The sequence below is a fragment of the Mesorhizobium kamtschaticum genome, from assembly GCF_056174585.1.
On record NZ_CM149691.1, the window covers coordinates 418,046 to 431,157 of the forward strand.

Consider the following 13,112-nt stretch of genomic DNA (forward strand, 5'->3'; position numbering starts at 1 on the left):
AGCCTGCCGTACTGGTTACGATCAGACATGCAAAGGCGGATTGATGGCGCGTGTCCGCCTCGGCACGATCTCGATTTCGCCATCGGGCACTGCGGCCGCGATGCCGACAATGTGCCGGTCCGTCAGATGCTGGCTGCGGAACGCCCAACGCGAGGCATCGTCCTCGATCTCGTCGCCGAAATGAGCCACGGGCGGAGAGACCTCCAGGTCCGGCTCAACCTTCTTCACCGGCAAGGAGAGGCCAATGCCGCGCGCTTTCACATAGGCTTCCTTGAGCGTCCACAGAGTGAAAAAGAAATCCTGTCTCGCCTGCCCGCTCATAGCCTCGAAGCGCGGGCGCTCCTGGGGTGAAAAGACGGCCGGTGCCAGTTCGGCGAGACCGACGTCGCGGTCGCAAGGCTCGACGTCGACGCCGATCTCCGCGAAAGTGGCAACCGCGCAGGCCACCAGGCCGTGGGTGTGGGACAGGCTGAAATGAAGGCCGCTGACGCCCAGCCTGTCGTCGATGAAGGGGCGGCCATACCGGTTGGTGTCAAAGCGCCAGTGTTCCGGGGCGCCAGCGCGGTAGCGCGATAGGGTGGTCCTGACAAGGCCGCGGACCGCGAGATGCTGAAGCCGGGCCGGCTCGGACTTGAAGGCGGCGTGCCGATCACGTTCGGGTCCGCTCAACAGCCGCAGGCAGGCGGCCTGATCGTCCACGCCGAAGTCGTCGAGCGGCACGTACCACAGATCGACCTGGCCGCGTCGTGGATCGCTTTCTTTCATGGTCGGAGCCGGCCTGGCGCGGGTGACGACATCACGATTGTTCCAGGCGAATCCGCCGCGCCGATCGCGGCCCGATGACGATCCAGGAGCGGAGGAGTGCGATGCGTCTTCATGTTTCCGGGACAGGGATCACAGTTCACCGGAATGGGCAAGAACCTGTTCGATGAGGTCGGCGCGGCAGTGAGGCGGTGACGCCCACGTCGAGCCTGGCTCTATCCCTGCAATCGCCCGAGATTGTCGGCGAAGCGCCGGACCATTGCGAGGCCAATCTCATTGGGCCGCATCGCTGGTGCCCGGTCCTGTATGGTGATGCCGGCGCGGGCGCCGAACAGCCGCTTGCCGTAGCAGATCAGGTTCTCGATGCCTTGCATGACGAAGACCGCTGCCGGCAGCATTCTGGCATACTCGGCCTCGGCTGCCGCTTCGTCTCCGGCGACAAACGCCTCATAGGCGCGCACGGCATGGTCGATGCAGTCCGGCGCCAGGATCATGCCGCGGCAGCCGATGCGGAGATTGTCTACCAATTCCAGCCCGCCGCGCCCGTTGAAGACGGGAAGCCGGCCTTCGGTGCGTTCGATCAGGCCGGCAATGTCGGTGACCGGGCCTTCGCCCTTGATCAGCTTGATGTTGGCATGCAGCGTGACGAGGTCGCGGATTTCGTCCGATGTCAGCCCACGGCCGAAAAAGGCCGGCGCATTCTGGATCGCCACCGGCAGGTTGGTCGCCTCCGCGACACGGCCGAAGAAGCGCATGTACTCCGGCGCCCCATAGGAGCCGCCGGGCGGCGGCTGCAGGATCACCCAATCGGCGCCAGCGCTTTCTGCGTGGCGCACCTGTGCGACCTGCTCGGCGACGGACGCGCCGAAGATGGTGAAGGCGAGTGGCACTCTCCCGGCGGTGTCTTCAGCCGTCCAGTCCATAATCGTCCGGCGCTCGGCCTCGGTCAGCTTGGCAACTTCCGTCGCGAGGCCAAGTGCCGCCATGCCATGCACGCCGCTTGCCAGGCAGATCTCGACCTGCCTGCGCATTGCCGCGCGGTCGAGTTTTTCCTGGCCGTCGAACAGGGCGTAGAGGATGGCGTGGATGCCGTGGAAATCATCGGGCCGGAACTTTGGCATCCGTTCGCTCAATGGCTTTCGCGCGGAATGGCGTGGCCGCGGCTGCCGACGAGGAAATCGAGGTCGGCGCCACGATCCGCCTGCAGCACATGGTCGGTGTAAAGACCCTGATAGCCGCCGCGCATTGCCGGCTCCGGCGGCGCCCAGGACTCGCGCCGCCGCGCCAGTTCCTGATCCGAGACTTCGAGATGCAGCTTCCGCGCTTCGACGTCGAGTTCGATGACGTCGCCGCTTTTGACCAGAGCCAACGGGCCACCAACAGCGGCTTCTGGTGCCACATGCAGCACCACCGTGCCGAAGGCGGTGCCGGACATGCGGGCGTCGGAAATGCGGATCATGTCGCGTACGCCCTGCTTCAGCAGCTTTTGCGGCAGCGCCATGTTGCCGACCTCGGCCATACCCGGATAGCCTTTCGGGCCGCAATTCTTCAGCACCATGATCGAGGTCTCGTTGATGTCCAGCGCGGGATCGTCGATGCGCGCCTTGTAGTCATCGATGTCCTCGAAGACGACGGCACGGCCACGATGCTTCATCAAGCCTGGTGAGGCGGCCGACGGTTTGATGATGGCGCCGTCAGGCGCCAGATTGCCGCGCAGCACGGCGATGCCGCCATGCGGCGTCAGTGCCTTGTCGCGCGGGTGGATCACCTCCGGATTGTAGTTTTCGGCGTCGGCGATGTTCTTGCCCACACTCTTGCCGGTCACCGTCAGCGCATCAAGATCGAGCATGTCGGCGATCTCTTTCATCACGGCCGGAATGCCGCCGGCATAGCAAAAGTCCTCCATCAGGAAGCGGCCGGACGGCATCAGGTCGAGGATGGTCGGCACGTCGCGGCCTAGAGTATCCCAATCGTCGAGGCTGAGTTCCGTGCCGACACGGCCGGCGATTGCCAGCAGATGGACGACCGCATTGGTCGAGCCGCCGATGGCGCCATTGACACGGATGGCGTTGGCGAAGGCGTGCTTCGTCAGGATGGCCGATGGGCAGAGATTCTCATCGACCATCTCGACGATGCGCCGCCCCGTCATGCGGGCGATGCGGCTGCGGCGCGCGTCGACCGCCGGATAGGCCGCATTGCCGGGCAGTGCCAGACCGAGCGCCTCGACCATCGAGGCCATGGTCGAGGCCGTCCCCATCGTCATGCAGTGGCCGGGCGAGCGCGACATGGCGCTCTCGGCATTGGCGAAATCCTGCGCGCTCATCACGCCGGCGCGCACGTCCTCGGAGAATTTCCAGACATCGGTGCCGGAGCCGATCTCGCGACCCTGGAAACGGCCGTTAAGCATCGGGCCGCCGGAGATGACGATCGCCGGCAGGTCGCAGGACGCCGCGCCCATGACCAGCGACGGCGTGGTCTTGTCGCAACCGGCCATCAGCACGACGCCATCCATCGGGTTGCCGCGGATCGCTTCCTCGACATCCATCGAAGCGAGATTGCGGAACAGCATCGCCGTCGGTCGCAGATTGGATTCACCGCAGGAGAAGACCGGGAATTCCAGCGGCAGGCCGCCGGCCTCGAGCACGCCCGCCTTGATGTGCTCGATCAGCCCACGAAAATGGACATGGCAGGGCGTGAATTCGGAGAAGGTGTTGCAGATGCCGATCACCGGGCGGCCGTCGAAAGCGTCGTCGGGCAGGCCGTTGTTCTTCATCCAGCTGCGGTGGATGAAGGCATCCTTGCCGAGGCCGCCGAACCAGTGCTGCGATCGTCTCTTGGTCATGGTTTTTCCGGAATTCAGGCGGGATGCTGCAACTGGCTCAGCCCGCCATCGACGACGAGGGTGGCCGCGTTCATGAAAGGGCACTCGTCGGAAATCATGAAGACTGCGGCGAGCGCGATCTCGCGCACTGATGCGATGCGGCCGCCGGGATGCAGCGCCAGAGTGTTGGCGCGCGCCAATGCCGGATCGGCAAAGCTGTTCCAGTAGTCGGTCGCTTTCTGCGTCTCGACATAGCCGGGCGCCAGCGCGTTCACGCGCACGCCTTGCCCCGCATATTCGAGCGCCAGCGATTTGGTCAGCCCAAGCAAAGCGTGCTTGGCAACCGGATAGGGAAAGGTGTGCGGAATGATGGTGAAGCTGTGCGTCGAAGCGACGTTGAGGATGGCGCCGCCGCCGCTGGCGATCATGCCCGGCAGCACCGCCTTGCTGCAGTTCCAGGCGCCCTTGACGTTGACGTCGAAATTGCGATTCCACTCTTCCTCGGTCGCCTCGAGCGGCGTCGAGAACACATTCATCCCGGCATTGTTGATCAGCGCGTTGATCGGGCCGATCTCGGCGGTTGCCTGCTGGACGGCAGCATGGATCGCGGCCCCGTCGCTGATGTCGGCTGTTGCATGGCCGACATCACCCTTCGATGCGGCCAGGCCGGCGACGGTCTTGTCCAGCAACGCGCCGTCGCGGTCGACCAGGAATAGCTTTGCCCCTTCGGCCAGACAGGCCTCGGCGATGGCCAGCCCGATGCCTTGCGCGGCACCCGTCAGAAAGATGCGTTTGCCGGACAGACGCTCAGCCATCGCTGTCACTCCAGGGAAAACAGATCAACGCCGGCCGAGTGCCGACGAGCGCAGATTGTCGAGCAGCACGGCGAGCAGCAAGATCACGCCGCGCACGATGTACTGGTAGAAGGCCGGGATGTTGAGCAGGTTCATGGCGTTTTCGGCAATGCCCATGATCAGCACGCCGACGATGACGCCCGACATGGTGGCGCGGCCGCCGGCGAGCGAGACGCCGCCAAGCACGCAGGCCGAGATGACCGAGAGCTCGAGCCCGACAGCGGCATTGGGCTGACCCGATGTGATGCGGGAGGCCAAGAGGATGCCGGCAATGCCGCAGACGACGCCCTGCAGCGCGAAAATCCAGATGCGCGTCCGGTCGACATTGACGCCGGCCAGCCGCGACGCCTCCGGATTCCCACCGATGGCCAGTGTGTTCTTGCCGAAGACGGTGCGGTTGAGCACAAAACCGAAGATGCCGAAGAGGACGGCCAGCACCCAGATCGGCGTCGGGATGCCAAGCAATTTCGACAGCGCCAGTTGGTAGAAATCCGGGCTGTTGATGCCGACAGCACGGCCGTCGGATGCAATCAGCGCCAGGCCGCGCACGATCTGCATGGTAGCGAGCGTCGTGATCAGCGCGTTGATGCGGAATTTGGCGATGACGACGCCGTTGATGAAGCCGACAAAGGCGCCGCAAGCGATCGCGGCCAGGAGGCCGAGCAGGATCGAACCGGTATAATTCGACGCCATCACCGCGACCATGCCGGCGAAGGCGACGATCGAGCCAACCGACAGGTCGAAGTCGCGCGCGGCGAGGCAGAACATCATGGTGCAGGCGACGATGCCGACGGTGACCACCGACTGCAGCAGGCCAAGCATGTTGCGGTCGGTCAGGAAATTCGGCACCAACAGCGACACCAGCGCGAAGGCGACGATGAAGATGACGACGAGGCCCTGTTCGCCGAGCAGGAGCTTCTTCAACTGGTCGGTCATGGCAAGAGTCCTCAAGATGCGATCGCGTCGGGAGTTTTCGTGTCGGGAAGGGCTGCGGCCAGGATCGCCTTTTCGGCAAACTGGTCCCGCTTAAGTTCGGCGCTGATGCGGCCGCCGCACATCACCAGAATGCGGTCGCAGATGCCCATGACTTCCGGCAGTTCGGACGAGACGACGACGATCGCCATGCCGTCTTCGGCAAGCTGGTAGAGCAGTTCGTAGATTTCCGCTTTGGCGCCGACATCGATGCCGCGCGTCGGCTCGTCGACGATGAGCACCCGCACGCCCTGCTCCGACAACCAGCGGCCAAGGATGACCTTCTGCTGGTTGCCGCCGGAGAGATTGATGATGTCCTGTTTTCGCGAGGGCGTGCGCACCTTGAGCTTCTTGATGAAGGTTTCCGCGGTGGCGATCTCGCTGGCGCGGTTCAAGACACCGAAGCGGGTGTGATGGCGCCGCGACGAGATGTTGATGTTCTCCTCGATCGAGCGCCCTTGGATGATGCCGTCATGCTTGCGGTCTTCCGAGCACAGCACGATGCCGGCGCGGATCGCGTCATGCGGATCGGTGGCACGAACGACCTTGCCGTCGACGGTGATGACGCCGCCCGAGCGCGGGTCGGCGCCGAAGACCAGCCGCATCAGCTCCGAACGCCCGGCGCCGATCAGGCCGAAGAAGCCGACGATCTCACCGGCCTTCGCCTCGAAGCTGGCCGGCGTCCTCAGCTTTGCTCCGGAGAGGCCTTCGACCTTCAGCCTGACATCGCCTGATTTGCGCGGACGAAAACCCCAGATGTCGGAGATTTCGCGGCCGACCATTTCGGCGACGACCTGGTCGCGGGTGACGCCTTTCAGGGAAGCGTGGTGCGCCGCGAGCTTGCCGTCACGCAGCACGGTCAGGCTGTCGCAGAGCCGGAACACCTCGTCCAGCCGATGCGAGACATAGATGATGACCTTGCCCTCGCCGCGCAGGCGATCGATCAGGGCAAACAGGATTTCGCTTTCGCGCGACGACAGCGACGAGGTCGGCTCATCCAGCGCGATGACGCGCGCGTCGAGCATGATCGCCTTGGCGATCTCGACCATCTGGCGTTCGCCGATGGACAGCGTCTTGACCTTGCGGCGCATGTCGATGTCGATGCCCGCCGATCTCAGCTTGGCGCCGACATCTTCCAGCATCCGGCGGCCGGCGATGATGCCGACGCTGGCGGGGAAGCGGCCAAGGCTGAGGTTTTCGGCAACTGTCAGTTCGGGGACCAGCTGCAGTTCCTGGTGGATGACGATGACGCCATTGTCGAAGGCATCCCTGGTCGACGAATAGGCCTGGACCTTGCCGTCGATGCGGATCTCGCCTTCATCGGCATGCTGGTCACCCGACAGGATCTTGATCAGGGTGGATTTGCCAGCGCCGTTTTCGCCCATCAGGCCGTGCACGGCGCCCCTGTCGACGCCGAACGAGACGTCCGACAGCGCCTTGACGCCCGGATAGGTCTTGGTGATGTGCGAGAAGTCGAGAAAGGACACGGGCGTCGATCCTTCTGTGTCATGACAAACAGGCGGCGGGATGAGCCGCCGCCTGTTTGTACAGGGAGGATTATTCGATGCCGAGGCCCTGGCGGACCTTCTGGTAATCGTCGCGCTTGGCCAGCGCACCGGAGGTCAAGGTCAGCTTCGCCGGTTCCTTGTTGTTGGCGACCCAGTCATACATGTTGAGCGCCGTCTCGTAGCCATGACGCTTAGGCGAGATGATCACCGTGCCGACAAAGCCGGTGGCGGTCGGCTTCTTGAACTCGTTGATCGCCGAATCCGCGCCGCCAATGCCGACGCCGATCATGCCGTCGGCGGGAATGCCGACGCTTTCGGAAGCACGCACGGCGCCCAGAACCGCCTCGTCGTTGAGGCCGAAGGACACCCACTTCTTGATGTCGGCATGGGCGTTGAGCACAACCGTTGCGGCATTGAGGGCGGCTTCGGTGTCGGTCTTGGCCTGCGGGGCGTCAAAAATGTTCTCGGCCTTGAAGCCGTTCGCCTTGAGCACCGAGATGGCGCCTTCGACACGGTCGACGGCGGTCGGCAACTGATCGTAGGAGACGCGGATCGCACCGACCTCGTCGGCCTTCCAGCCGCGCGCCTTCATTTCGTCGACGATCGCCTGGCCGACGGCCTCGCCGATCTTGGTCGCCGAAATGCCCATATGCGGCACGTCTTCCAGCGCCTTGCCGTCGGCACCGACCAGACGGTCGTCGACTGTCATCAGCTTAAGATTGTTGGCGGCGGCCTTGGCAACGATGCCGGGGCCGAGCTTGACGTCAGGCGTGCAGACGATGAAGCCTTGCGCGCCCTGGGCGCCGAGATTGTCGATCGCCGACATCAGCTTCTCGCCGTCCTCGGCGCCGATCTTGACCAGGGTAAAACCCTTTTCCTTGGCGGCCTGGTCGGCGAACTTCCATTCGTCCTGGAACCACGGCTCCTCGGGCTGTTTGACGATGAAACCGATCTTGGTGTCCTGAGCATATGCAGCGATGGTCGTGACGGACAGCACGGCAAGCGCGCCCGCGACGAGCGCGGTCTTCAAAAGTCGCATGATTACCTCCCAGCGATGGCCGGGCGCTCAGCCCGGATGCCGGAGTCTGTATTCGCTTTTATCATACTCGTCAATTGATCTGGTATGATAATTAAGATACATGCTCTGACCAAGGATCGCTGGCGCAAATCATCCGCATCCGGTAAGGCCGGGCCGGTTGTGCGAAATCAGCGGGTTCGCCGCCTTGGAGGAGGGCTGAGGTGACCGAAACTTCTAAGAAGGCTTCAGGCGACACGGCCACCCGCCGCCCGCGCGTCATGCCCGATGTGACCAAGGCAATCGCTTCCGACATCTTTTCCGGCCGCTATCCGGCCGGCTCCTCGTTGCCGACTGAAAACGAACTTGGTGTCGAATATGGTGTCAGCCGCACCGTCATCCGCGAGGCGCTGAAGGTGCTGGCCGCCAAGGGGCTGGTGCTGTCGCGACCGCGCGTCGGCACCATCGTCTGCAATGAGGACGACTGGAACATCATCGACCCGCAAGTGCTGGTCTGGCACGCGCCGCATGCGCTCGACGACAAGCTGTTCGACGCCATCCTCGAAACGCGCCGCGCCATCGAGCCGCTGGTCGCCGAGCTTGCCGCCACGAGAGCGACCCTGCAGGAGATCGCCAATCTCGAAGCGGCGTGGCGTGGGATGGCCGGCGCCGGTGAGGATCTCGCCGCCTTCTCGCGCAGCGACATCGCCTTTCACCAGATAGTCTATGCCGCGAGCCACAATCCGATCTTTCGCCAGATCGGCAATCTGATCGACACCGGGCTGAAATTCTCGCTGGAGGCAACAGCGGTGATCTCACTCGACCGGCGCATGGAAGCCGTGGCGGCGCACCGCGAGGTGGTCGAGGCGCTGCGCATGCGCGACGCCGAGGCGGCGCGTGGTGCTGCAAACCGGATCCTCGACCTGGCGGCGCGCGATCTCGTCAGCGCCAAGAAACTCAAGAACAACTGAGACCAGCATGAAAATCATTTCGCTCACCACCTACATCGTGCCGCCGCGCTGGCTGTTCCTGAAGATCGAGACCGATGCCGGTGTCACCGGCTGGGGCGAGCCGGTGGTGGAAGGACGAGCGCTGACCGTCGAGGCGGCGGTCAAGGAGCTTGGCGATTATCTCATCGGCAAGGACCCTCGCCTGATCGAAGACCACTGGACGGTGATGCATCGCGGCGGCTTCTATCGCGGCGGGCCGATCCTGATGAGCGCCATCGCCGGCATCGACCAGGCGCTGTGGGACATCAAGGGCAAGGCGCTCGGCGTGCCCGTACACGAACTGCTCGGCGGAAAGCTGCGCGACACGATCAAGGTCTATTCCTGGATCGGCGGCGACCGGCCGGCGGAAGTGGCGGCCGGCGCCACGGAAGTGGTGTCACGCGGCTTCCTGGCGCTCAAGATGAACGGCACCGAGGAACTGCAGATCGTCGACAGCCATGACAGAATAGATGCCGCCGTCGAACGCGTCGCCATGGTGCGCGAGGCGGTCGGTCCCAATATCGGCATCGCCGTCGATTTCCATGGCCGCGTGCACCGGCCGATGGCGCGCATCCTGGTCAAGGAGCTCGAGCCCTACCGGCTGATGTTCATCGAGGAGCCGGTGCTCAGCGAAAACCGCGAGGCGCTGAAGGAGATCGCCGCGCTTGGCTCGACGCCGATCGCGCTTGGCGAACGGCTCTACAGCCGCTGGGACTTCAAGTCGGTGTTCGAGGAAGGCGTCGTCGACATCATCCAGCCCGATCTGTCGCATGCCGGCGGCATCACCGAATGCCGCAAGATCGCGGCGATGGCGGAAGCCTATGACGTGGCGGTGGCGCCGCACTGTCCGCTCGGGCCGATCGCGCTCGCCGCCTGCCTGCAGCTCGATGCCGTCAGCTACAACTGCTTCATCCAGGAGCAGAGCCTCGGCATCCACTACAACGCCGCCAACGACCTGCTCGACTACGCCGCCAACAAGGACGTCTTCCGCTACGAGGATGGCTATGTCGCCATCCCCGATGGTCCGGGCCTGGGTGTCGAGATCGACGAGGAGTATGTCAAGGAACGTGCCAAGGAAGGCCACCGCTGGCGCAACCCGATCTGGCGCCACAAGGACGGCTCCTTCGCCGAGTGGTGATGGGGTATTGGTCTAGAAAGCGGAGCGTGTAGGACTGCCGCCGAAACCGCCCAAGACGAGCGCGAACAGTGGATCGAGCGACCCATTCACCGGCTGTGGTTGGCTGAAAGACTGTTTGGTGGAGCCAATCGGGATCGAACCGACGACCTCTTGAATGCCATTCATAGGGCCTGACTTTCGTTCTGTTTCCGTTCGTTGCGCCATGTTTCCATAAACCTATTGTTTTCAACGCAAATCAGCTATGCTGTTTCCGTGTGTGTCGCCGGCTTTCCGTTTTTGCGGTGCCCCGGCGGTGCCCAGACCCTCTAAGCTGGTAGGCGGAAATGTCCGAAGAAGCCAAGTCCGTCAAGATCACCAAGCGAGTGGTCGACGCCACGAAGCCGAACGGCACAGATTTCTATGTGTTCGATAGTGAGTTGATCGGGTTTGGGCTTCGCGTCCGCGCTACGGGTGGCATGTCCTATATCGTCCGTTACCGCGCGGGCTCGGGAAGGAGTGCTCCAGTCAAGAGGGTGACTATTTCCAAGGTCGGCAAAGTGACACCCGATCAAGCCCGCGACGTCGCCAAAGACCTGTTAGCATCTGTCGTTAAGGGCCAAGACCCCTCGAAGGACAGAGCGGACGACCGCGCGGCTATAACGTTCGCCAAGCTCTCCGAAGGATTTCTGCACCATGTCGAAGCGCTGAAGAAAGCGAACACGCACGCGCAGTATGCCCATATGCTCAATGCTTATGCGATTCCAAAATTCGGAACGCGCAAGGCTGTTGCCGTAACCCCTAGCGATATTGCCGCGCTCCACTTGGATCTGAAAGCCAAGCCGACGACCGCGAATAGGATTCGGGACGTGATTAGTTCCATGTATGGATGGGCGATAAAGGGCAAGCTCTTGCCCAAGATCGAGAACCCCGCCGCCGGCATCGCCAAGTATCGAGAGGCAAAGCGCGAACGGTTCCTGACCTCCGATGAAATCTTGCGACTCGGCACCGCCATACGTGAGGCCGAGACCGACGGCATCGCGTGGGAGCCAGACCCTGAGAAGCAGATCAAACACGCCCCAAAGGCCGGCAACCGACGCGTCAAACTAGATCCTGCGGCGGCTGCTGCCGTGCGGCTCTTCATCCTGACCGGCGCCCGCCTGCGCGAAATCCTGCACCTGACATGGGATATGGTCGACTTGGAGCGTGGGCTCCTGTTGCTGCCTGATAGCAAGACAGGGCAAAAGACCATCATTCTTAATGCGCCTTCGCAAATGGTCCTGTCCGAGCTGCCGCGCGTTGACCGCTACGTTATTCCAGGCAAGCCCAAGACCTTGAAGAACGGCAAGAAAGAAAGTCGTCCGCGATCCGACCTCAAGCGGCCGTGGACGATGGTCCGCAAGCGGGCCGGCCTCGCCGCACAGGCAGACAATCCCGGTTTCAGGGTCCGCATCCACGATTTGCGGCACACTCACGCGTCGATCGGCGTCGGCGCCAATCTTGGCCTGCCTATCGTGGGCAGGCTGCTAGGACATACCCAGTCCCGCACGACCGAACGCTATGCGCACCTTGAAGCCGATCCGCTGCGCAAAGCGTCGAACGCGATCGGCAAGCGCATTTCCGAAGCCATGGGCGATCCAGAACCGCCAACGGCGGAGAACGTCATTAAACTTCGCGCCGACAAGGGGTGAAGGCTCAGACCCGCAGGGATAGGAGGCATCCGACAAGCCGGTTAGCACCACCGGTTTCCCTGCGGCCCTCATGGGTGCAATCGCGAAGGTGCTGCGATGCAGGAGCGTATCCAATTTTGGAGCAATTCAGCACTTTGGCCTGCCAACGTGCCCGGCTATGTATTCGCTGCGCGCGCCGTTCACGAGGTGGGCAAAGTAGTACATGGCGATGCTTGGACTGGGAACGAGCCAACGACTGCAAATCCTCTGAATTTGCGTAGAATTGTCCTGCCTGACGGCAGCACGGCCTTTGCACCTTCACAAGCAGTCGCTTCGAGAACAGTTAAAGAGACGATCAACGCGCTGTTGTGGAAGTTCCGGCCGGAATTTGAAAGGAAACCCGTTGTGTATGGACCTCACGGGCCTGAGCCGCTGAGTTTCTCAGCGGAAGAGTGGCAAGTCGGGATGGACCTCGCCGAAGTGGCCAACCAGAAATTGGTGAGCGCCCAAAAACGTCTCAACGATGCCATTGCCTCAATCATATCTGCATGCGCGGAAGGCCACCTAATTTCTGCGTTGCGCCCAAAAGCGGGCGGCCGAATGGGGGATCCTCTTCCCAACTACATCTGGCACACAGAAGGCGCCGCTAACCGATTCTTTTGGTGCCAAATGAGTCCGACCAATCCATATGGCCATGGTATTGGCGGTGACGGGCACCAATATATTTATTTCGGTAAGGATAGCCTCGACAGTTATTCGCAATTGCTTGCGGATGCCGCCAAACCGAAACCCGACAGAACAACTAAGACAGATTATAAGATCGAAAAACTGGAGGCATGGGCCACTGAGCTTTTCAACTCGGTTGAAAACAATCAACGCCCGATCTTCACCCAGGCGGAATTTGAAGCCATGGCGCGCGAAGAGTTTCCTGGCGTTTCGATTCCAAAGTTAAGAAAAGAGGTATGGGTTGGTCGCCCGGCGTTGTTTCCGCGTAAAGCCGCAAAGGGCGCATAGCCTTCCACCACCCTTCCGCCACCTTCCGCCACCCTTCCGCCACCTTCCGCCACCCTTCCGCCGTCTCACTCCAGCATCCGCCACCAATTGAGTGGCGTAAATAGCCATCATCAATGAATCCGTTCACTTTCAGAGTGTTAGCCGCTCTTTCGCGGCGTTGCACGGAGAAAGAAATGGACGCCTCGAACACCCAAGACGGCCGTAAGATGCTTCGCACCGATGGTGCAGCGCTTCACGTCGGACTCTCAGTCTCAACACTCGAAAAGCTTCGACTGACCGGAGACGGCCCCGAGTACATCAAGCTCGGCCGCACAGTGGTCTACAATCCCTCCGACCTTGATGCCTGGATGGAGGGCCACCGCCGCAAATCAACTTCTGTAGCGGCATAGGAGG

The 13,112-nt window shown here is 62.5% G+C and carries 12 protein-coding genes; 5 read left to right on the forward strand and 7 right to left on the reverse strand.

Annotated features, from left to right (window positions below):
* Positions 1–21 precede the first annotated feature (21 nt).
* The 7 genes from AC0V7N_RS01945 to AC0V7N_RS01975 form a co-directional block, all read right to left on the reverse strand.
* Positions 22–765 (reverse strand): 4'-phosphopantetheinyl transferase family protein, encoded by a 744-nt coding sequence (locus AC0V7N_RS01945; RefSeq protein ID WP_475454214.1) that lies wholly within the window; start codon positions 763–765, stop codon positions 22–24.
* Positions 766–977: 212 nt separating this feature from the next.
* Positions 978–1,883, reverse strand: a complete 906-nt coding sequence (locus AC0V7N_RS01950; protein WP_475454216.1) for a dihydrodipicolinate synthase family protein — start codon at positions 1,881–1,883, stop codon at positions 978–980.
* An 8-nt stretch (positions 1,884–1,891) separates the two neighbouring features.
* Positions 1,892–3,604 carry an L-arabinonate dehydratase gene (gene araD / locus AC0V7N_RS01955; protein WP_475454218.1) on the reverse strand — a complete coding sequence of 571 codons (1,713 nt, stop codon included), beginning with the start codon at positions 3,602–3,604 and terminating at the stop codon, positions 1,892–1,894.
* A 14-nt stretch (positions 3,605–3,618) separates the two neighbouring features.
* Positions 3,619–4,398, reverse strand: a complete 780-nt coding sequence (locus AC0V7N_RS01960) for an SDR family oxidoreductase (RefSeq protein WP_475454220.1) — start codon at positions 4,396–4,398, stop codon at positions 3,619–3,621.
* 24 nt (positions 4,399–4,422) lie between these two features.
* Positions 4,423–5,373 carry an L-arabinose ABC transporter permease AraH gene (gene araH, locus AC0V7N_RS01965; RefSeq protein ID WP_475454222.1) on the reverse strand — a complete coding sequence of 317 codons (951 nt, stop codon included), beginning with the start codon at positions 5,371–5,373 and terminating at the stop codon, positions 4,423–4,425.
* 11 nt (positions 5,374–5,384) lie between these two features.
* Positions 5,385–6,896, reverse strand: coding sequence for an L-arabinose ABC transporter ATP-binding protein AraG (gene araG / locus AC0V7N_RS01970; RefSeq protein WP_475454224.1), 1,512 nt, complete (start codon positions 6,894–6,896; stop codon positions 5,385–5,387).
* Between the two features lie 70 nt (positions 6,897–6,966).
* Positions 6,967–7,956: an arabinose ABC transporter substrate-binding protein gene (locus AC0V7N_RS01975; protein ID WP_371008292.1), complete on the reverse strand. Its 990-nt coding sequence runs from the start codon at positions 7,954–7,956 to the stop codon at positions 6,967–6,969.
* 257 nt (positions 7,957–8,213) lie between these two features.
* Between AC0V7N_RS01975 and AC0V7N_RS01980 the strand changes: the two genes are divergently transcribed.
* From AC0V7N_RS01980 to AC0V7N_RS02000, 5 genes are all read left to right on the forward strand, one after another.
* A complete protein-coding gene (locus AC0V7N_RS01980; RefSeq protein ID WP_475460169.1) occupies positions 8,214–8,903 on the forward strand; it encodes a FadR/GntR family transcriptional regulator in 690 nt (229 codons plus the stop codon).
* Between the two features lie 7 nt (positions 8,904–8,910).
* Entirely contained in the window at positions 8,911–10,059 is a 1,149-nt protein-coding gene (gene dgoD, locus AC0V7N_RS01985) for a galactonate dehydratase (protein ID WP_475454226.1), read from the forward strand.
* Positions 10,060–10,382: 323 nt separating this feature from the next.
* On the forward strand, positions 10,383–11,726 hold the full coding sequence (locus AC0V7N_RS01990) for a site-specific integrase (RefSeq protein WP_475454228.1): 1,344 nt from the start codon (positions 10,383–10,385) through the stop codon (positions 11,724–11,726).
* A 96-nt stretch (positions 11,727–11,822) separates the two neighbouring features.
* The gene (locus tag AC0V7N_RS01995) at positions 11,823–12,719 is read left to right on the forward strand and encodes a hypothetical protein (RefSeq protein WP_475454230.1); all 897 of its coding nucleotides are present in this window, start codon (positions 11,823–11,825) and stop codon (positions 12,717–12,719) included.
* A gap of 173 nt (positions 12,720–12,892) precedes the next feature.
* Positions 12,893–13,108, forward strand: a complete 216-nt coding sequence (locus tag AC0V7N_RS02000) for a helix-turn-helix transcriptional regulator (protein ID WP_475454232.1) — start codon at positions 12,893–12,895, stop codon at positions 13,106–13,108.
* Positions 13,109–13,112: the final 4 nt, after the last annotated feature.